Origin of the sequence: Mycobacterium genavense ATCC 51234 (assembly GCF_000526915.1) — a bacterium.
Classification (GTDB): Bacteria; Actinomycetota; Actinomycetes; order Mycobacteriales; family Mycobacteriaceae; genus Mycobacterium; species Mycobacterium genavense.
Genome location: NZ_JAGZ01000008.1, coordinates 83,051 through 103,651, shown reverse-complemented (window position 1 = coordinate 103,651; position 20,601 = coordinate 83,051). Strand labels below are relative to the sequence as shown.

At 64.1% G+C, this 20,601-nt stretch carries 16 protein-coding genes and 6 pseudogenes; 20 read left to right on the top strand and 2 right to left on the bottom strand.

The annotated features are described in order from the left end of the window. Positions 1 to 194: 194 nt before the first annotated feature. The gene (gene groES, locus T428_RS0117650) at positions 195 to 497 is read left to right on the top strand and encodes a co-chaperone GroES (RefSeq protein ID WP_025737509.1); all 303 of its coding nucleotides are present in this window, start codon (positions 195 to 197) and stop codon (positions 495 to 497) included. A 153-nt stretch (positions 498 to 650) separates the two neighbouring features. Continuing rightward, complete coding sequence (gene groL / locus T428_RS0117645; protein ID WP_025737508.1) at positions 651 to 2,273, top strand: chaperonin GroEL; 1,623 nt, start codon at positions 651 to 653, stop codon at positions 2,271 to 2,273. 152 nt (positions 2,274 to 2,425) lie between these two features. Here groL and T428_RS0117640 read toward each other — a convergent pair whose 3' ends face one another. After that, on the bottom strand, positions 2,426 to 2,827 hold the full coding sequence (locus tag T428_RS0117640) for a styrene oxide isomerase (protein WP_025737507.1): 402 nt from the start codon (positions 2,825 to 2,827) through the stop codon (positions 2,426 to 2,428). Between the two features lie 59 nt (positions 2,828 to 2,886). Here T428_RS0117640 and T428_RS0117635 point away from each other — a divergent pair, with 59 nt between their 5' ends. The 4 genes and pseudogenes from T428_RS0117635 (at position 2,887) to T428_RS29165 (ending at position 6,623) form a co-directional block, all read left to right on the top strand. Beyond that, a complete protein-coding gene (locus T428_RS0117635; protein ID WP_025737506.1) occupies positions 2,887 to 3,537 on the top strand; it encodes a class I SAM-dependent methyltransferase in 651 nt (216 codons plus the stop codon). A gap of 45 nt (positions 3,538 to 3,582) precedes the next feature. After that, positions 3,583 to 4,790, top strand: a pseudogene (locus T428_RS29170) (FAD-dependent oxidoreductase). A 93-nt stretch (positions 4,791 to 4,883) separates the two neighbouring features. After that, positions 4,884 to 5,801 carry an LLM class F420-dependent oxidoreductase gene (locus T428_RS0117625; protein ID WP_025737505.1) on the top strand — a complete coding sequence of 306 codons (918 nt, stop codon included), beginning with the start codon at positions 4,884 to 4,886 and terminating at the stop codon, positions 5,799 to 5,801. A 108-nt stretch (positions 5,802 to 5,909) separates the two neighbouring features. Then, positions 5,910 to 6,623 (top strand): class I SAM-dependent methyltransferase, encoded by a 714-nt coding sequence (locus T428_RS29165; RefSeq protein WP_025737504.1) that lies wholly within the window; start codon positions 5,910 to 5,912, stop codon positions 6,621 to 6,623. 122 nt (positions 6,624 to 6,745) lie between these two features. Here the strand turns inward: T428_RS29165 and T428_RS0117615 are convergent, their stop codons facing one another. Continuing rightward, positions 6,746 to 7,474 carry a superoxide dismutase family protein gene (locus T428_RS0117615; protein ID WP_025737503.1) on the bottom strand — a complete coding sequence of 243 codons (729 nt, stop codon included), beginning with the start codon at positions 7,472 to 7,474 and terminating at the stop codon, positions 6,746 to 6,748. A gap of 354 nt (positions 7,475 to 7,828) precedes the next feature. On the opposite strand from T428_RS0117615, the gene T428_RS0117605 reads away from it, so the two are divergent. The 14 genes and pseudogenes from T428_RS0117605 (at position 7,829) to T428_RS29135 (ending at position 20,553) form a co-directional block, all read left to right on the top strand. Then, complete coding sequence (locus T428_RS0117605) at positions 7,829 to 8,680, top strand: alpha/beta fold hydrolase (RefSeq protein ID WP_025737501.1); 852 nt, start codon at positions 7,829 to 7,831, stop codon at positions 8,678 to 8,680. Continuing rightward, complete coding sequence (locus T428_RS0117600) at positions 8,667 to 8,861, top strand: hypothetical protein (RefSeq protein ID WP_025737500.1); 195 nt, start codon at positions 8,667 to 8,669, stop codon at positions 8,859 to 8,861. The genes T428_RS0117605 and T428_RS0117600 overlap by 14 nt, the downstream gene beginning before the upstream one ends. Before the next feature lie 80 nt (positions 8,862 to 8,941). Then, complete coding sequence (locus T428_RS0117595; protein ID WP_025737499.1) at positions 8,942 to 9,766, top strand: DODA-type extradiol aromatic ring-opening family dioxygenase; 825 nt, start codon at positions 8,942 to 8,944, stop codon at positions 9,764 to 9,766. A gap of 41 nt (positions 9,767 to 9,807) precedes the next feature. Then, positions 9,808 to 10,155, top strand: coding sequence for a non-heme iron oxygenase ferredoxin subunit (locus T428_RS0117590; protein ID WP_036468325.1), 348 nt, complete (start codon positions 9,808 to 9,810; stop codon positions 10,153 to 10,155). A gap of 36 nt (positions 10,156 to 10,191) precedes the next feature. Next, complete coding sequence (locus T428_RS0117585; RefSeq protein ID WP_025737497.1) at positions 10,192 to 11,397, top strand: NAD(P)/FAD-dependent oxidoreductase; 1,206 nt, start codon at positions 10,192 to 10,194, stop codon at positions 11,395 to 11,397. A 92-nt stretch (positions 11,398 to 11,489) separates the two neighbouring features. After that, a pseudogene (locus T428_RS36155) lies at positions 11,490 to 11,870 on the top strand (AAA family ATPase); the annotation flags it as partial. Positions 11,871 to 12,043: 173 nt separating this feature from the next. After that, positions 12,044 to 13,102, top strand: coding sequence for an ATP-binding protein (locus tag T428_RS34825; protein WP_051465271.1), 1,059 nt, complete (start codon positions 12,044 to 12,046; stop codon positions 13,100 to 13,102). After that, positions 13,083 to 13,751 carry a helix-turn-helix transcriptional regulator gene (locus T428_RS31310; protein WP_156942985.1) on the top strand — a complete coding sequence of 223 codons (669 nt, stop codon included), beginning with the start codon at positions 13,083 to 13,085 and terminating at the stop codon, positions 13,749 to 13,751. Before T428_RS34825 ends, T428_RS31310 begins: the two co-directional genes overlap by 20 nt. Positions 13,752 to 14,252: 501 nt before the next feature. Beyond that, positions 14,253 to 15,182, top strand: coding sequence for an alpha/beta hydrolase (locus T428_RS32190; protein ID WP_036468323.1), 930 nt, complete (start codon positions 14,253 to 14,255; stop codon positions 15,180 to 15,182). Positions 15,183 to 15,917: 735 nt separating this feature from the next. Then, a pseudogene (locus T428_RS34820) lies at positions 15,918 to 17,069 on the top strand (Rieske 2Fe-2S domain-containing protein). A gap of 57 nt (positions 17,070 to 17,126) precedes the next feature. Beyond that, a complete protein-coding gene (locus T428_RS0117550; RefSeq protein ID WP_025737493.1) occupies positions 17,127 to 17,477 on the top strand; it encodes a cupin domain-containing protein in 351 nt (116 codons plus the stop codon). A gap of 96 nt (positions 17,478 to 17,573) precedes the next feature. Next, positions 17,574 to 18,320, top strand: a pseudogene (locus T428_RS29145) (MlaE family ABC transporter permease). After that, a pseudogene (locus T428_RS29140) lies at positions 18,317 to 19,170 on the top strand (ABC transporter permease). The pseudogenes T428_RS29145 and T428_RS29140 overlap by 4 nt, the downstream one beginning before the upstream one ends. Positions 19,171 to 19,173: 3 nt before the next feature. Further along, a pseudogene (locus T428_RS29135) lies at positions 19,174 to 20,553 on the top strand (MCE family protein). The last annotated feature ends 48 nt before the right edge of the window (positions 20,554 to 20,601 follow it).

The window sequence follows — 20,601 nt, the reverse complement described above, 5'->3', positions numbered from 1 at the left end:
CTAGCACTCTCGTGTATAGAGTGCTAGGTGGCAATCGGACGATCCCCTGTGTCGGCACCCGCGACGACGGCCCATGGGCACGGCCGAATGCCGAATCATCTGGTAAATGGTCGGTTCGGGCCAGCCTGAACCGACCGCCAACTGCAGTCCGGGCGCACGTCCCGGACCCGATCCAAATAGTGGAGGCTCCAATCGTGGCGAAGGTGAACATCAAGCCACTCGAGGACAAGATTCTCGTGCAGGCCAACGAGGCCGAGACCACGACCGCGTCCGGTCTGGTCATTCCTGACACCGCCAAGGAGAAGCCGCAAGAAGGCACCGTCGTCGCAGTCGGCCCCGGCCGGTGGGACGAGGATGGCGACAAGCGGATCCCGCTGGGCGTGTCGGAGGGCGACACCGTCATCTACAGCAAGTACGGCGGCACCGAGATCAAGTACAACGGCGAGGAGTACCTGATCCTGTCCGCGCGCGACGTGCTGGCTGTCGTTTCCAAGTAAGAACCGTGTTCCGCCCCGGCGATCCCCGTGCGCAGGCACGGGTGATTTCCGGGGCGGCATGCGTTTTTAATCCGCCGAGCGTCGACTAATCGGGCAGATCAAACCGAAAACCCAACAACAAGTCGACGTTCGGCGATTGAGGCAAGGAGCCTGATGAGCAAGCTGATTGAGTACGACGAAACCGCGCGCCGCGCGATGGAGGCGGGCGTGAACAAGCTCGCCGACGCGGTGCGTGTCACGCTGGGTCCGCGCGGCCGGCATGTGGTGCTGGCCAAGGCGTTTGGCGGACCGGCGATTACCAACGACGGCGTGACCGTGGCACGGGACATCGACCTGGAAGACCCGTTCGAGAACCTGGGTGCCCAGCTGGTGAAGTCGGTGGCCACCAAGACCAACGACGTCGCCGGTGACGGCACCACGACCGCGACCGTGCTGGCCCAGGCGCTGGTCAAGGGCGGCCTGCGGTTGGTCGCCGCCGGCGCCAACCCGATCGCGCTGGGTACGGGCATCGGCAAGGCCGCCGATGCGGTGTCCGAGGCGCTGCTGGCTGCGGCCACTCCAGTGGCCGGCCGCGACGGCATCGCGCAGATCGCGACGGTCTCCTCGCGCGACGAGCAGATCGGCGCTCTGGTCGGTGAGGGCATGGACAAGGTCGGCGCCGACGGCGTCGTCAGCGTCGAGGAATCGTCGACGCTGAACACCGAGCTCGAATTCACCGAGGGCGTCGGCTTCGACAAGGGTTTCCTGTCGGCGTATTTCGTGACCGACTTCGACTCGCAGGAGGCCGTGCTCGAGGACCCGCTGATCCTGCTGCACCAGGAGAAGATCAGCTCGTTGCCGGACCTGCTGCCGATGCTCGAGAAGATCGCCGAGTCGGGCAAGCCGCTGCTGATCGTCGCCGAGGACGTCGAGGGCGAGGCATTGGCGACCCTGGTCGTCAACTCGATCCGCAAGACACTCAAGGCGGTTGCGGTCAAGTCGCCGTTCTTCGGCGACCGCCGCAAGGCCTTCCTCGAGGACTTGGCGATCGTGACGGGCGGCCAGGTGATCAACCCCGACGTTGGCCTGCTGCTGCGTGAGGCGGGTACCGACGTGTTGGGCTCGGCCCGCCGCGTGGTGGTCAGCAAGGACGACACGATCATCGTCGACGGCGGCGGCTCCAAGGACGCGGTGGAAGCCCGCGTCAAGCAGCTGCGTGCCGAGATCGAGGCCAGCGATTCGGAATGGGATCGCGAGAAGCTGCAGGAGCGGGTGGCCAAGCTGGCCGGCGGCGTGGCCGTCATCAAGGTCGGCGCCGCCACCGAGACCGCACTCAAGGAGCGCAAGGAAAGCGTCGAGGACGCCGTCGCGGCCGCCAAGGCAGCCGTCGAGGAGGGCATCGTCGCGGGCGGTGGATCGGCGCTGATCCAGGCCCGCAAGTCCTTGGAGAAGCTGCGCGAGTCTCTGTCCGGCGACGAGGCCGCGGGCCTCGGCGTGTTCGCCGAGGCCCTTAGCGCGCCGCTGTACTGGATCGCGGTCAACGCCGGGCTCGACGGCGCGGTCGCGGTCCAGCGGGTCAGTGAGCTTCCCGCGGGCCACGGCCTGAACGCCGCCACACTGGAGTACGGCGACCTGGTCAAGCAGGGCGTCATCGACCCCGTGAAGGTCACCCGGTCGGCGGTGCTCAACGCGGCGTCGGTTGCCCGCATGGTGCTGACCACCGAGACGGCCGTCGTCGAGAAGCCGGCCACCGAGGAAGACGACCACGGCCACGGCCACGGCCATCACCACCACTAAGTAGTCGAGACGAAGCGCCCCGGTCATCTGGCCGGGGCGTTTTCGTAGCTCGGCCGTCATATGCGTATGGGTCAACAAGGGCAACCACGACGGTATCCGCCCCAATGCCGCGGCCGTCAATGTGAAGCTGGTCGAATTCGCGAACCGGTGACTCAGAGCCCCGCGATCACGATGCCGATACCGGCGACCATCGAGATTGACAGCGACGCCAGCAGGAAACTGACGATCCCCTCCTTGGCCGCCGAGGCCTCGTGGTCGCCGGTCGCGATCGGCGCCAGCCTGCGCCCGGCGCCCCACGCCGCGGCCAGCAACGACGCGATCCAGTTCGCATAGGCCGCGTAGACGACAAGTACGACCGCCGCAAGCGCCCATGGATCGGGCAAGTGGAGGTGCGGCCAGAGCAGACCGAGCACCACCAGGAACATGCCGTTGAGGACCGCCTCGAGATGGCTCGCCAGCGCCATGTGCGGGTTCTTCAACGCCGGGACGACGAAGCCGGTGAGCAGGCCGAGCAGAAACAGAATCAACCCGAGCGCGAACAACGCCTTCTGCATGCCAGAACAGTAGGAGCGCCAAGCTGCCCGCGCCAGCAATTCGACTAGGGTGAATTGCCATGTCGCCGAAAGCTTCCCCGGACGCCGCTCACAGTGCGATCCGCGCCTTCTGGGAGGAAGAGGGCGCACGCTATGACCAGAAGGACGCCCACGGCATCTTCTCCGAGGCCGAACGCCAGCTGTGGACGGGAGCGTTGGGTGCCATCCCGCCCGTCTCCCGGGTCCTCGACATGGTCACCGGCACCGGGTTCGTCGCGCTGCTACTGGCCGAGCTTGGTCACCACGTGACCGGGTACGACGCGTCGCAGGCGATGCTGGCCCACGCGCGCGCCAAGGCCGCCGAGCGCGGGATGGACATCGATTTCGTAGAGGGCGTGACCGAACGACTGCCGTTTCCCGACGCCAGCTTCGACGCCGTGACGGCCCGGCACTTCCTCTGGACCCTGGTCGAACCCGACAAGGTTTTCGCCGAATGGCGCCGCGTCCTGACACCGGGCGGGACGCTGGTCGCCGACTGCTCGCTGAACACGCAAGTGGCGGCGCATCACTACTCCGACGACGTGGCGGCGGCGTTGCCGTTCAGCGGCGTCGCCGACCCCGCCCCGATCGTCGACGCGCTGCGAGCCGCGGGATTCGGCGACGTCGACGTCCATATCGTCGACGACGACGGCCAGCGCCGACGGGCCGTGCTGTGCGCCCGGGCCGGCTAGCGATGTCGTAGGGGTATATTCCAAAACCTTCACCAGGAGCACACCATGACGCAAGTTGTGCAGACCCAGGTCTGTGTCGCCGGTGGCGGACCCGCCGGCCTCGTGCACGCGCTGCTGCTCGCCCGGGCCGGAATCCGGGTCGTCGTCTTGGAAAAGCACAACGACTTCCTGCGCGACTTCCGCGGTGACACCGTGCACCCGAGCACCCTGCGGATCATGGACGAGCTCGGATTCATTGACGAGTTCCTGAAGCTGCCGCACACCAAGATCGACCGCCTTGCCTTCGACACCGGTGGCTCGATCCGCACCTTCGGCAACTTCAAGGTGCTCAAACGGCTCGGCTTCAGGCAGCCCTACATCGCCATGATGCCGCAGTGGGACTTTCTCGACTTCCTCGCTGAAAAGGCTTCTGCCTAACCGGAATTCACCTTGATCCGGAACGCGGAGGTCACAGATGTGATCTTCGACGGCGACCGGGTGGTGGGGGTACGCACGCCGGATCTGGAGGTCCGGGCGGAGTTGGTGGTAGCCGCCGACGGCCGCAAGTCCGCGGTGCGGGCGGTGGCGGGTTTGCCCATCGCTGCCGCGCATTCCCCGATGGACGTGCTGTGGTTCCGGCTGAATGGCGGCCCGGTGACCCTCAGGAACTGTTCGGAGTGATTCGTAAGGGCCTGCTGATGGCCATGATCTACCGGGGCGACTACTGGCAGGTCGCCTATCTGATGCCGACGGGGGCCAGCCCCCGGGGCGGATCGTTGGAAGAGTTCAAGGAGCGCATCGTCGCCGCGCAGCTGCGGCTGCGTGAGCATGTCAACGACCTGACATCATGGGACGACACCAGCGAGCTCGACGTGCGGGTGGACCGGCTCGAGACCTGGTGGCGCACCGGGCTGCTGTGCATCGGCGATGCAGCGCACGCGATGTCACCGGCCGGCGGGGTCGGCATCAACCTTGCCGTCGTCGATGCGGTGGCCGCCGCCAACATCCTGTGCGCCCCGCTGCGCGAGGGCCGGCTGACCGACGCCGACCTGGCCAAGGTGCAGCGCCGTCGGGAATTGCCCACCCGGATCATTGAGGCCGGTCAGGTGCTGGTGCAGGACAGGGCGGTCGCGCCCAATCTGATCGGTGACCTGTCCCCGATCCAGGTGCCGAAGATCGTCGGATGGGGCCCGCTGCAGGCGCTTCCGCCGATCTTCGTCGGGCGCGGCTTCCGGCCAGAACACGTCCGCACCCCGGACGTGCACGCCGCCTGACGCCAGCGGGTGCCCCCGCCGATCTGCCGGCTCGTGCAACTTCAGAGTTCGCCCGCGGAATGCGATCGCCGCTCCCCGCGGTTGTAGGAGGACATGGCTATCAGACTTGGATTGCAGATCCCGAACTTTTCCTATGGCACCCCCGTGGCCGACCTATTTCCCGCGGTCAAAGCGCAGGCCGCAGAGGCCGAGGCCGCCGGCTTCGACACCGTGCTGTTGATGGACCACTTCTACCAATTGCCCGGCCTGGGTGAGCCCGACGAACCCATGCTCGAGGCCTATACGGCGCTCGGGGCGCTGGCCACGGCCACCGAGCGGGTGCAGCTGTCGACGTTGGTGACCGGCAACACCTATCGCAATCCGACCCTGCTCGCCAAGGTGATCACGACCCTGGACGTCGTCAGCGCGGGGCGGGCCGTCCTGGGCATCGGCGCCGGATGGTTCGAGCTCGAGCACAAGCAGCTGGGGTTCGACTTCGGCACGTTCACCGAGCGGTTCGAGAAGCTCGAGGAGGCGCTGCAGATCATCGTGCCGATGCTGCACGGCGAGCGACCCACCTTCGACGGGAAGTGGTATCACACCGAGAGCGCGATCAACGAGCCCCGGTATCGGGACCACATCCCGGTCATGCTCGGCGGCAGCGGTGAAAAGAAGACGTTCCGATTGGCCGCCTGCTACGCCGATCACCTCAACCTCATCGCCGACATCGACGAGCTACCGCACAAGCTCGATGTGTTGCGGCAGCGGTGTGCCGAAATCGACCGGGACCCAGCCACTTTGGAGACCAGCACGCTGTTGACCGTCGTGTTGGACGACGCACCGCGCGACATCGGCGAGGCGCGCGGTGGCCGGGCGGTCGTCGGCAGTCCGGACCAGGTGGCCGACGAGATCAAGCGTCGAGTGCTCGACGTAGGCGTCGACGGGGTGATCGTCAACCTTCCGACCCACGGCTACACGCCCGGGGTCGTCACGAAGGTTGGTGAAGTGCTCAGGCCACTCATCGACGCGTAATCGTCCCGCATTCGCCGACGGTCGCCGTGCAGATATTCGCTCTCGACCCAGCGATGGCCCCTCCGCTTCGCTGAGCGAAAAGCCAACGGGTGTGCGACGATTCGGCGCGTGGCCAAACAGTACGCGTGGTCGAACAACGAGCGGGAACGTGACCGGCTGGCGCGCCAGGGTGAACAGCTGCGACCTGCCACGGAGAAGTTGTTCCGCGCCGCCGGCACCGGTCCCGGCGCGCGAGTCCTGGACTGCGGGTCGGGCGGTGGCGATGTTTCACTCATCGTTGCCGATCTCGTCACGTCGTCGGGTGAAGTCCTGGGCGTCGACCGCGACCCCGACAACGTCGAGGCCGCCAACCGCCGCGTGGCCGACACGGGGCTGTCGAACGTTCGGTTCGAAATTGGCGACATCGCCGATCCTCCGGAGGGCCAGTTCGACGCGATCGTCGGCCGGTTGGTGTTGATGTATCAGCCCGACCTCGAGGCCGTGTTGCGTGCCCTGGCCGACCGGGTCGTGGCCGGCGGCGTGATGGCCTTCCTCGAGTTCGAACACATGTCGTCGGCCGGCGTGATGATGTCGCCGCAGAGCCCGTCGATCGAACAGCTCTCGCGGTGGATGACTGCGGGATTCGAGGCCACCGGCGTGCCGGAACGGGTCGCGTCGCGGTTGCCGTCGGCGCTGCGTTCGGTCGGCCTCGTCCCGCAGCCGCCTTATGAACTGTCCGGGCGTCTTTCACGGCGCCGACGTGGTGGAGCACGTGAGCACCCTGCTGCGCGGGCTGTCGGGTGTGCTGACCGCCCACGGCATTGTGAGCGAAGACGAACTTGACATCGACGTCTTCGCCGAGCGGGTCAGGGTGGTTCGCCGAGCGGGTCAGGGTGGAATGCGACCCCGACCCGGTATTGATGGTGAGCCCGAACCTATCGGTGTGGGCCAAGAAGCCCTGACCGTCAGGTGCCCGGCGGCAGGCTGGGGCGAGTCGTCGTGGTCGGGGTCGTTACCGACGAGCCGGTCGGGGTGCTGGTGACCGTGATGGTGCTGGTGCTGACCGACGGCGCAGGCACGACGGCCGTGGTGGTCACCGTCGAGACGCTGCTCGTCGTCGTGCTGGGCGACGTCGACGACGCCGACGCCGCGGTGATCACACCGCAGGCCACCCGCTTGCCGGACTCACTGGTGGGAGGATTGGTCAAGTTGTCGGCGGCTTGGTGGACGATCAGCGCCGAACCCGAGCTGTTTCTCAAATCCGCTGCGGTCAACAGGTTGGTGGTGGTGGTGACGAGTTTCGCCGAGCCGTCGGAGCGCACCTGCGATGCGGTCAGGTCGCTGCTGGTGGGAAAACCCGTGTGGTCCGCGGCCTGGTAGACGCTGCCCGCTGATTCGAAGTCCGGCGCCTCGCATCTGCCGACCGCGTGAATCATCAGCGCGTGGAAACCGGGGCTCAGCACCTGGTTGGGGCCGGCATCCGCCGTGACCGTCGCATAGCCGTTCGCGAAATCGATGGTCGCGGTGCCGACCTGAGTGCCGTCGGCGCTCTTCAACTGGGTGGCCATCCGCTCGGTGCCGGGCGGGGCGCTGGTGGACGAGGACGTGCTGGCCTGGTTGCCCTGCTGATTCGCGCAGGCGGCCAACGACGCAATGGTCAGCGCCGCCACCCCGATGTATGCGCCCGTTTTCATAAGCCGGGCCTACCCGCGGCGTTCAGTGTCGAAACGATGCAATCCGCGGTCGAGGGTCTCGATACTCAAGGTGCTCAGCGGCAGGCGCATCGCCGAGAATGCGCGGCGCGCGCGGACCGCAGCCCTGATCAAGTTCGCCGTGCTTGTCCTGGCGCTGGGCTACGCTGCGGCGAGAACTTTGAAGCGTCAGCGCAACGGCGCGTTTTCGGTAGTCGGCCGGTATTTCAACGGATGTCACCCCCACTGCGCCATTGGCATAGTCGTTTGCTAATCGACAGCAATCCGTGCGCGTGGGGAGAAGAATCCAGTGATTTCCGCTGATGGCCAATCGAGCGCTAGACCGGTCGTGGGCAGATGACCGCTGCTACCACGACTCCGCGAGACAGCTCGATCGACGTCGGCGAAGTCAGTACGCGCTACTGGGAGGCCGGCGCCGGTGCGCCGGTGGTGCTGATCCACGGCGGCGGCACGGGTGCCGACGCATGGGGCAACTGGGGGACGTTGATGCCGACGTTCTCCCACCACTTCTGCATCATCGCCTACGACATGGTCGGTTTCGGGCAGAGCTTGCCCAGCGACGACGAATTCGAATTCTCCCAACCAGCCCGCGTCGCCCATCTGGCGGCCTTTCTGGACGTGATGGGACTGGAGCGGGTGTCGTTGATCGGCAACTCGATGGGCGGTGCCACCGCATTGGGGCTGGCCATGACCAATCCCGCGCGGGTCAACAAACTTGTCCTGATGGGAAGCGCCGGGCTCAACCGAAGCTTCTCGCCACAGCTGCAGACGATCCTGAACTACGGCGAACCCAACCTGGATGGCATGGCCCGAATCGTCGATGCGCTCACACACCAAAGTTTCGTGCCACCAAAGGGTCTCGTCGAGTACCGCTACAAACTGACCTGCGACCACAAGGTGATGGACGCCTACCGGCGCACCATGGCTTGGGTTCGCGACCAGGCCGGGCTGCATTTCGAGGAAAGCGACATCGCCGCCGTCAAGGTTCCGACGCTAGTTGTTTCCGGCCGCGAAGACGCGGTAGTCCCACTGCTCGAGTCCGTTCGCTTCCACCAGCTCATCGACCGGTCCCACCTGTACGCGATTCCCCGTTGCGGCCACTGGGCGATGTTGGAGCATCCCAAGGAGTTTGCCCGCATCGCGATCGACTTCCTGCTGGCAGAGGACGAAGGCGATGAGTCCGTCTGAGCTGAGCCGCATGTTCGAGGATGCGCTCGCGAGCAGGGACGCTTGGAATGCGGTCCGCGCCGCCGAGCCGACACTGTCGCGGCGGTATGCGCTGTCGGCCGACGAGTGGGAGATCGTGCGGAACAATTCGACGCCAGATGTGTTGGCTCTGTTGGGCGTTCCCCCTCTGCTGGCAATGTGAGGCTCTTTCATCTGCAACCCCGATTTCGAGCGAGCGATGAGTGCGCGCGAATACTTCGCCGCCACCAACGGAGAACACTGATGGGCAAGGTTGTCGGGGCATTCGCGACATCGCACACCATGTTCCCCAGCACCGGCGTCGAGCATCAAGCGCAGCAGGTGGTCGACGGCTTCCGGGAACTCGGACGCAGGGTATACGACCTCGACCCGGATCTCGTGGTCGTCGTGTCATCCGAACACGGCCCGACGCTGTTGCCGAGCGGTCCGCAACCCTTGTTCACCGTGCCGGTCGTCGACTCGTTTCAGACCTTTGGAGAAATGGACATCCCCCGGGTAGACATCCGGTCGAACGCAGAATTCGCGACCAACTTCCTCTGTTACGCCGCTACTCGCGGTTTCGACATCGCCTCGATGAGCACGATTCGTGCCGACCATGGATTGGCCATCCCGATTCTGATGATGTTTCTGGCCAACGACATCCGGGTGGTACCGCTGATCATCGGCACCCAATCGCCGAGCGCCACCGCGACCGCGGCTCGTTGTTACCTGCTCGGGCGATTGCTGGCCGGCTACGTGGCGACGCGCGAGGAACGCGTGGTTGTCGTGGGCTGCGGTGGTCTGTCCCACTGGCCCGGCACCACACAGATGGGCCGAATAAACGAACAATTCGACCGAGAGTTCCTGGCACTGTTGTCGGCCGGCGATGGCGGCTATGCCGCGACCTGGTCCAACGACTACATCATCGAGCAGGCGGGCAACGGCGGCCTGGAGATCCGCAATTGGATCTTCGCGGCGGCCGCCATCGGCGACGCGGGCGGGGCCGCCCTGTACTACGAGCCGATCAAACCGTGGGCCACCGGGATGAGCGCGTTTGCCTTTGCGGCGCCCCCGGAAGTCGACGACTGATCCGTGCCACTGCGTCATCGAACACGAACGAAATGAGGGATATGAGCGTCGAAAATACGCGCGGCTGCAAGCTGGTCAAGGTCGCCGACTATTCCGACCTGGTTGACAAACAACCGATCGCGGTGGATGTCGGCAGCGACGAAGTGATGCTGGTGCGAATCGCGGACGTGGTTTACGCGATTTCGAATATCTGCAGTCATGCCGACGCGTGGTTGGACGCGGGTCAGCTTCATCTCGAGACTCTCGAGATCGAATGTCCGTTGCATGAAGTAAAATTCCATCTCCGCACCGGCGATCCGACGGCGGAACCATGTACCGACCCGGTCCGGAAGTACGACGTCGTGATCGACGGCGATGAAGTCTTCGTCGTGACCGTGGATGACGACTGACGTATCCGTTACTGGCCATCGCATCGAGGTCCATGAATGACCCGCAGCGCACGGTATTTGATCATCGGTGGCGGGCTGGCGGCAGTGAGTGCGGTCGACACGCTGACCAGGAAGGCGCCGGGATCTGTGGCGATAGTCTGCGCGGAAAATCACCTTCCGTATGCCAGACCGCCACTCTCTAAAGCGGTTCTGTCCGGAGACGCCGAGCCATCTTCGGTGTACCTGAAGCGGATTGAGTACTACCGCAACAAGGGGATCGAGATCGTCCTAGATGACGCCGCCACCGGGATGGACACCGACAACCGCGTCGTCACATTGTCGTCCGGGACGCAATTCGCTTACGAGAAAGCACTTGTCGCCACTGGCGTGATGCCCGCGCCGCTGGACATTCCGGGCTTCACGCTGAACGGTGTCCATACTCTGCGGTGTCTCGAAGACGCGCTGAGTCTTCGCGAGGGGATTGATGCCTCCGCGACGGTGGTCGTCATCGGTGGTGGCTTCATCGGTTGCGAAGTGGCCGCCACCGCGATCTCTCTTGGCGCGGATGCTCATGTCGTCGAAAGGGACTCGTTTCTGATGGAGCGAGTCGTGGGACCCGACGTCGGGGCGATCCTCACCGAGTGCCACCGGCTCGCCGGGGTCAAGAAGCATCTCGGTGCCACGGCGGTCGAGATATGCGGCGATTCCCCAGCGCAGGCCGTCCGGCTGGATTCCGGCGCTACCATTGCTTGCGATATCGCCGTGGTCGGGGTCGGCAGCCGCATGGACACCTCGTGGTTGGACGGGACCAACGTGGAGCTGTCGCAGGGCGGGATCGTCGTCGACGCGCATTGCCGCACCTCAGATTCTCATGTGTTCGCCGCCGGGGATGTCGCTGCGATGTATTCGCAGCTACTGGGCCGGCACGTGCGCGTCGAACACGAGTCGAACGCACAGCATCAGGGTGCGGTGGCTGCTCGAAATATGTTGGGTGGCAGTACACTTTGTGACTCTCTGCCATTTGTGTGGTCCAAGCAGCTCGACCTTGACATGTGGTGTGTCGGCGATACCCGGGGGCATGACGGCGTGGAACTCGCCGGTGACGTCGCGGGCCGCAAATTCGTGGCCGTCTACTCCGCTCAGGGCAGAGCGATCGGGGTGTTCGGTGTCAATAGCAAGGCACTCGGCACCGCGCGCAAGCTGTTGCGTACCGAGGCTGGGCGGTTCGCCGCGGGTGACCTTCTCGATGCTGCGGCCCGCTAGCGGTATCACTGCCAATTCGGGGCGATCTCTGCGACCAATTCCTATGCGGCACCACTCCGGCTCAGTATCATGCTGTCGCATGAGGCAGTGGCATGGTTCCGAAGCGAAATGAGGGAAAATTACCCGCAGACGTGACGAGTTTCATCGGCCGTCGCCATGAACTCGCGGAACTACGTACACAGCTGTCCGCATCACGGCTGGTGACCCTGACCGGGGTCGGCGGTGTCGGCAAGACGCGCATGGCGATCAAGGTCGCGGCCGATTCGCGACGAGCCTTTGCGGACGGGGCTTGGTTCGTCGAGCTGGCGGCGCTGCAGGATTCCGCGGCGCTGGCGGAAACGGTTGCCACCGCGCTCGGTGTGGTGAAGCAAACGCGGCGCGCGCCGCTATCGCAACTGCATCACCACCTGGCCGGCAAACAGATGCTCGTCATCCTGGACAACTGCGAACATCTCAGCGCTGCTTGCGCAGAACTCGTCGATGAGCTGCTCCCGCGCCGCGCCGATGCTCCGGTTCCTGGTGACCAGCCGTCATTCGTTGGGGGTGCTGGGAGAGTACATCTTCACGGTGCCACCGTTGTCGACTCCGAGATCGGGAGCGCGTCTGGACGCCTCCACATTGGACGAGTTCGACTCCGTCGGCGCTGTTGCGCGCCCGCACATCCGACAGCGGCTCCGGGTTCGACGTCACCGAAGAGAACAGCGCGCTCCTGGCACGGCTGTGTGAACGGCTGGATGGCATCCCTCTTGCCATCGAACTCGCGGCTGCTCGCTTGCGGACACTGTCGGTCGGCGAAGTCTTCGAACGATTGGACCGTCGTTTCCAGCTGCTCACCGCGGGCAACAGTTCTGCGTTGCCGCGCCATCAGACGCTGGCGGCGCTCATCGACTGGAGCTACGCCTTGTGCTCGGCGAACGAACAGGCGCTATGGGGGCGCTCGTCGGTGTTCGCGGGCAGTTTCACGCTTGCGGCCGCCGAGGTGGTTTGCGCGGGCGACGGCCTGGCCGGCGACGAGATCGTCGACCTGGTGGATGCCTTGGTGCACAAGTCGATTCTCATCGTCGAGCGAGCTGGGAAGGAGATGCGGTATCGGCTGCTCGAAACCCTTCGGGAGTACGGCAAAGACCGCCTCACCAAGAAAGAGGAGTTGACGCGGCTCCACGTGGCGCACCGCGACTACTTCTTGTGCCTGGCCGAGCGAAGTTTCGCGGAGTGGTGCGGTCCCGAACAACCCAGCTGGTTGGCTCGCCTGCGGGAAGACCACACCAACTTGAGGAGCGCCTTCGACTACTGTGTCGAAGGCGATCAGTTGGAGCAAGCGTGTGCGTTAGCTGCTGCGCTGCAGTGGTATTGGATCGCGGGCGGCTGCCTCGGTGAAAGACGCCGCTGGTTCCGTCAGGCGCTGTCCCCGGATGCGAAAAACGCTCCCTGCCGCGCCCGCGCCAATGCCATGTGGGTTGACGCGTACCTCGCGTTGCTGCGTGGCGAGGTGGGGGAGGCACAAACCAGGCTCGAGGACGCGGAGAAACTCGCGGGAATGATCGATGCGCCCGACCTGTTCGGCTACATCGCGCAGCTGCGCGGCATGGCCGCGCTCTTCGGGGGCGAGCCGGCCGAGGCCAGGATCCACTACGAGCGTGGCATGGCGAGCCACGAGGAACGCGGTGACATCGCGGGGGTCTTAATTGGCGATCTCGGCGTGTGAGAGGTCGCTTGAACTGAGCGCTCGTTACGGGGAACGATGGGCGGCGCCCTACGCCTTATGGGCACTGTCGCTGAACAAATGGAAGGCGGGGGAGTACGCCGAGGCTACCGATCAGGCGCGGCAAAGCCTGCGCATGAAGCTCGAATTCCGCGATCATCTCGGGATCGCGCACGTGATCGAGCTCTTCGCGTGGATCGCTGCCTCCGACGGACGATACGCCGAGAGTGCGCGGCTGCTGGGAGCCGCCCGCACAATCTGGGACAACTTGGGTACCTCGATGGATACCTTCGGGGCGGACCTGGCCAACTCCCGCGCCGGTACTGAGGCACGGCTACGCGCGGTGCTCGGCGCGCGGGAAGCGGACGCATTGAACGCCGGAGGGGCCCTGCTGAGCACCGATCTGGCAACGGCCAACCTCATCGGCGCCGACGACACCACAGTCTCGCCACCACCGAGCAGCCAATCCCCTTTAACGGCACGGGAATTGGAAGTCGCGGACCTGGTAGCGCGTGGCATGAAGAATCGGGGGATCGGGGCCGAATTGGTGTTGTCCAGCCGGACGATAGACAGCCATATTCAGCACATCCTGAGTAAATTAAACGTCAACTCGCGCAGCCAGATTGCGGGATGGATCGCCAGCCGGCACTGACCCTGGCCGCCCTTCGACCACCGATCACGGCGTATTTCGGTAGTCGTATCGGCGCGCCGAAAATGATCGCCGAGGACTCGAGTCGCGCATTTTCGGGTCGCGCCATGGGATGGTTGCAATCGTTAACAGGGCAATGCACCAGTCGACGATCGAGCCACCCGCATATCAACGAAGTCGCGGAACTTCGGAATGTCTTTGCCCGGGGTTGTGGGTGACAGACGCGTCGGGCGCGGTGTGACTGTGGGTGGTGATGTGGTTGTGGTGCATGGATTTCGGAACGGCGGGGTTCTGTTGGCGTGCAGCCGGCCCTTCGTTTGTGGCATCGCCTTGCGTCTGTACGGTGAATCAGCTCTCTAGTCCATCGAGACATCGCCGAACTCGCGGTATGTTGACAGCTTCAGAACATCGCGTTACGGTGACGTTCGTCAATATAGATGCATGCCATTCGACGCGCGATATTGACGCCTAAGCGCATGTGAGCGGGTAAGAAGGTGGACAAGCGTGGCGCCACTGCATCCTCAGGCCAAAGAGTTTCTGTCCATCGTTGGTGGTGCCCCGCAATTCGATTCACAATCGTTAGCACAGAGCAGAGCGGAGATGAGGCAGGCGATCGCGCTGACCGGCACGCCAGCAGAGGTGCATAAGGTTGTGGACACCACCCTCGACCCACCGCAAGGTCCAATACAGGTCCGCGTATATTGGCCGCTGCCATCCGAGAATCAGCCAGTCCTCATATATTTCCACGGTGGCGGCTGGGTAGCAGGAGACCTCGATCTCGCTGACACGACCGCTCGGGATATAGCGATTTATGGCGACCTTGTCGTTATAAGTGTCGACTATCGACTCGCACCAGAAAATCCGCACCCAGCGGCCGTCGACGATGCGCTGGCCGTAACGCGATCAGTACTCGCGGGCGGGATCGATGGCATAGATCGGTTCCGCGTCGCCGTCGGTGGCGACAGTGCGGGAGGAAACTTGGCCGCCGTCGTTGCGCAGCAGCTTCGTCACGAGCCCGGTCTGATTCATCAGGTCCTTGTCTACCCGGTCACGCAAGCGACGGTGGGTGCGACTGAAAGCTACCGACGGTACGGGGAAGATCATTTCGTCACCAGTCGCGCCATGAAGTACTTCTTTGGCAGCTATGCACCGAACGCCGACCCCACCGATCCGACGCTCGCTCCGCTCGCTAACCTCGACCTCACCGGACTGCCGGCAGCGACGGTCGTCACAGCTGAGTGCGATCCGTTGTGCGACGAATCCGAGGCCTACGCGGCGGCCATGCAAGCAGCAGGTGTCGCGGTCGAATACCGTCGATACGACGGCCAAGTTCATCCCTTCCTTTACATGGCAGGCGTCGTCGACGATGCAGTCGATGCCCGCCGCTTCATCGGAGAAGCGCTCCGGCGAGTCATGAAAAGCACTCATTCGTGATCCGAGGAGCCCGCAGCAAGCGCTAACAAGACAGCTCTGCCACCATCGGCCGTGCGCGCAGATGATCATCAAATACGAACCTGGCGATTTCGGTGCGTCGGGTGCGCTGGCCCGGTCAAGGTGAACTCCGCCGCGACCGAATCGTGGTCGTCGCCTTGGTCGCCGCGAAGATCGGCGAGCGCGTCTGCTGGGTCTGCCCCACGAATTGTTGACAATTTACTTCATGCGGCCCGACCGGCCGTTTGGTCATGATTTTTTCGAATTCGATGGGGTCGATCGTTTGAGCGTACTCTGGCACCGTCGGCAGTGGTATAGCGGTGGCTGAACTCCGAGTCGTCGCGGTGGGCTTCGAACGAAGCATTAACCCGTTGCGCGGCAACATATTCGGAATCAGCAAACCGATCGGCCAACCACCGATAGTAGGGTTTGGCGAGTGAGCTTGAGCACCCGGCACGTCACCGCCGCGGGAATCCCGTCAAACAACGAGCTCCTTGACGAGCGGTGAAGCCTTGTCCCGGACAGATTTGACTGCCACAAATAGGCCGCGATCCGGCGCAGCACCTCGTTTATCACTTATCCATGCAGCAGACCTTCGGATGTTTTCGGTAGCCGACTAGGTAGTTCAACGGATGTGACGTCGCTGCGGCGTTGGCGTAGTCGCATGCTAAATCAAGAGCGATCCGTTGTGGGGAGAAGAGCCTGGTGACTGCCGCCGACCAATGATTCGAAACAGATGTGCCCGCCGATGCTGCCGGATCGGCGGAGGCCTCGAAGTGGCCGCGGTATCTGCGTGCGGAGTTGGGCTTTTCTAATCACTGGCATCCGGCGCTGTTCAGCCACGAGTTGGCCGAAGGTGCGTTCGCGTCGGTGAAGATGCTCGGCCGACAGATTCTGTTGACTCGTGTCGACAGGCAAGTCCGCGCGATCGCGGATCAGTGCGCACACCACGGGGTGCGATTCTCGGCGCAGCCCTTGTGCTTTCAGAAGGGCACGGTGTCGTGTTGGTATCACGGCTGGACGTACTCCCTCGCTGACGGGCAGCTCACCGACGTGCTGACGTCGCCTGATTCGCCGGTGATCGGGCAGGTGGGCATCCCCGTCTTCGCTGCCGAAGAGCAGCAGGGCTTGATCTTTGTGTTCGTCGGCGACCAGGAACCCCCCGCGCTGAGTGAGGATGTTCCGCCGGGCTTTTTCGAACCTAATACGCACTGCCTCGGGATTCGTCGCACCGTTGCGTCGAATTGGCGGCTCGGGGTGGAAAACGGGTTCGACACCACCCATATCTTCATGCATCGCGATTCGCCGTTGGTGTCCGGCAACAAACTCGCGTTGCCGTACGGCTTTGTTCCCGCCAACTGCGGGGCGATGGAGGTCCATGCCCAGGGCTGGCCCAAAGGTGTTGTCGACAATCTCGCCCAAAACTACAAGCCGGTTTTCGAAGCGCAACTGCACGGCCAGCCCGTGCTGTAATGCCAGCTGTCCGGTGACGAAAAACGGGTAGCAGCAAGAGTAAGCGTATGGCTGCCGGGAGTGCTGAAAGTCGATCCCTTCCCGGACCCCACGCTCGTGCAATATGAATTCTATGTGCCGGTTGGCGCGACCGAGCATGAGTACTTCCAGGTGCTGCAACGAAAGGTGGCGAATGAGGCCGACATCCAGGCCTTCGAGCAAGAGTTCAACGACAAGTGGCGTGATCTCGCCCCGCATGGATTCAACGACGATGACGTCTGGGCGCGCGAGGCGCAAGAAGAGTTCTACCGCGACAAGAACGGTTGGGCCAACGAGCACCTCTTCCCGCCGGACATGTGCATCACCAAATGGCGCCAACTCGCGTCCACCCATGCGCGCGGTTTCTCCGGGGACCAGCGAAACGGTGGTGCCTCGTAGCGACGCATTTCCCGACCTCACAGCGACTCTCACATCCCGATCCCGCCAGGAGCGCCCATGGCTAAGTTCGTCACCACTCAAGATCAGTGGTGGGAGTCGGCCTATCTGGCGGGTTTCAACGTCGAAGAGTGTCGGTTGTGGGATAAGGGCGATCTTTTCGCCGGGATATTCAAGCTGCCGAAAGGCTTCGTCTTCCCTCATCATTCCCACCGGAATTGGGTGCAAATCTTTGTGCTGGATGGGAAGATTCGAGTCGACCTGGATGGTCACGAGCCCAAATCGATCTCCGCCGGCGGTTACTATTTCGTCGAACCGGGTGACCCCCACATCGAGACGGTGGAGGAGGATCTCACTGCCTTCGTGACCACCGCCGAGAGCCGGGAAGCCCTCAACGAAGCGTTCATCTGAGGCCGGCAGATGAAGCTGATCATCCCGAATCTCGTTGTGGCGCAGAATATCACGTCGGCGCACCGGCGAATCTCCTCGCTGTCTGAGTCGACGCCGATGAAACCGCTTCGCGGTGTGGGCTCCATGTCCGCGTTTGCGTTAAACACCGTCGTCACGATGTTCACCACGCATTTTGCGTGACGTGAATTCCTGGAACAGACCTGGTTCGTCGCCAGGGTGGCGATGTTCCCGGCGTTGATGCTGTCAGTGCCGTACGTCGTGCTGACGGTGTTCACATTCAACGTGCTGTTGGTCGAATTCGGCGCCGCGGACTTGTCCGGAGCCGGCGCCTCGCTCGGCGCGGTGAACCAGATCGGCCCGTTCGTCACGGTTCTCGTCGTCGCCGGGGCCGGGGCGTCGGCGATGTGTGCCGACCTCGGGGCGCGAACCATCCGCGAAGAACTCGACGCGTTGAAGGTGATGGGCATCGATCCGGTTCAGGCGCTTGTCGTTCCGCGAGTGCTCGCCACCACCGTGGTCGCGCTGCTGTTGTCGTCGCTGGTGACGTTGACCGGCGTCACCGGAGCGTTCTTCTTATCGGTGTTCTTCCAGTACGTCACACCCGGAGCTTTCGTGGCGAGCATGACACTGGTCACCGGATTGCGAGATGTGTTGGTGGCCATGGTCAAAGCGACCATGTTCGGTCTCACTGCCGGCCTGATCGCTTGCTTTCAGGGTGTCAACGTCAGCCGTGGGCCCGCCGGGGTGGGCAACGCCGTCAACGAAACCGTGGTGTTCTCGTTCGTGCTGTTGTTCATCATCAACTTGGTCAGCACCGCCCTCGGCTTCGAGGTGACCAAATGAGCACCAGCACCTTCGCCGATCAGTGGGTGCCGCGTGCCGCCCGGATCAGGGAGCTGCGGGACGGGTGTCGCCGGCTCGGAGAGCAGGCCAGGTTCTACAAAAAGGCGCTGGGCGCTGTCGTGCACGCCGTCATCTACTACCGAGCCGAGACGTTGCGCCAGATCGCGGCGATGAGCCTTGGTACCGGCTCGCTGGCCATCATCGGCGGAACGGTCGCGGTGGTCTCGTTCATCACGATGTCCAATGCCGGCGCGCTTGCGAGCCAAGGCTACAACCAGCTGTCGCAGATCGGGGTTGAGGCGTTGAACGGCTTCGCGTCGGCGTTCGTCAACACTTGACTGGTCATCCCCTTCACCGCGGGCATCGCGTTCGCCGCCACCATCGGCGCCGGATCCACCGCCCAACTCGGCGCCATGCGGATCAACGAAGAGATCGACGCGCTGGAGGTGATGGGCATCCGCTCCATCGCCTACCTCGCCTCAACTCGAATCGGCGCAGGCGTTTTCGTCGTCATCTCGCTCTACTGCGTGGGTCTGCTATTGGGCTACACGGCGGGCTTCTTCGTCACCACGCTGATCTACGGCCAGTCCAGCGGCGTGTATCAGCACTACTTCGACACCTTTCTGATTCCCGCGGACTTGCTGCGGTCTTTCGTCGTCACGATTGCCGAAGTGGCCGTGATCATGCTGATCCACACCTACCACGGCTACACCGCGGCCGGGGGCCCGCCGGCGTCGGCAAGGCCGTTGGCCGAGCCACCCGGACCTCGTTGATCGGAGCGGCGTTCATCGTGTTGTTCGTCACCCTGGCCCTCTACGGCCAGACCGGCAACTTCAACTTCGCGGGCTGACGCATGGCACGCCGAGGGCAACCCCGCATTGCCGCCGAATGGTTGGCAATCCCTTTGGTGGCCGGCATCGTGGCCGCCGCGGCGCTGAGCGTCGCGTCCTTCAACCGGACGTTCTCGGCGGCGGTGCCGGTCACGTTGACGTCGAACCGCACCGGTCTGGTCATGGAGCCGTACTCGAAGGTGAAGATGCGCGGCGTGCAGGTCGGACACGTCGCGACCGTCTCCGGTGGCCTCAACTCACAGACGCTGCGTCTCGAGATCGACCCGGACAAGATCAACTTCATCCCCGCCAACGTCGAGGCAAGGATCAATGCCACCTCGCTATTCGGCGCGAAATACGTTGACCTGATCTATCCCGCCAACCCAAGCCCCAAGCGGCTCGCCGCGGGTGCGGTGCTGCGATCGGAAAACGTTGCGACCGAGGTCAATACCGTTTTCGAAAACCTCGTGCAGCTCATAAAGCAGATTGATCCGGCCAAGCTCAATGCGGTTCTGTCGGCACTTGCCGAAGGCGTGCGCGGACAGGGGCAACGTATCGGCGAATCGATCACCGACATGAATCAGGTTCTGGAGGCGATCAATCCGCGCACCGACACGCTTCGCGCCGACTGGCGCGCATTGCAACGCGTCGGTGACATCTATGGCGCGGCCGCGGACCACATCATCGACACCCTCGCCGCGCTGACCACCACCGGCGGCACGGTGACGACCCAAGCCGGCCAACTCGACGTCTTGCTGGCAAGCGTGGCGGGCTTGTCGCGCAGCGGAATCGACGTTCTCGGCCCCAGCAAGGACAACCTCGTCGCCGCGGCCAATGTGCTGCGACCCACGACCGATCTGCTGATGAAATACAACCCGGAGCTGACGTGCATGCTCGTCGGCGCCGACCGCACGCTCGCTGATTGGTCTCAGATGCTCGGGGGAAGCAACGGCAAGTCCTTGATCATGGACGCCCAGCTGCTGCTCGGCGACGACCCGTATCGAAACCCGCAAAACCTGCCGATCGTCGCCGCAAAGGGCGGCCCCGGCGGCAAGCCTGGGTGCGGGGCGCTTCCCGACGTCGCCCAGAACTGGCCGGTGCGCTACCTGGTCACCGATACCGGTTTCGGCACCGGGATGGACATCCGGCCGAATCCCGGCATCGGATTCCCCGGCTGGGCAAATTCTTTCCGGTGACTCGCGGGGTGCCGGAGCCGCCGAGCATCCGCTACCCGGGCGGGCGGCTCCCGGTCCCGTGCCCTACCCGGGTGCCCGCCCTATGGTGCGCCCCAGTACGCACCCGACGGCACCCCCTTGTACCCGGGCGTCCCCCCTCCTGTTCCTCCCCCCACCCCTCCGGACGGGGGGCGCCCGCCCACCCAAACCGGTTCGCTCGCGCCATGACGCCCGGGGGCCCGCCTACCCAAACCCACGAGTACGAAAGGTGAATTT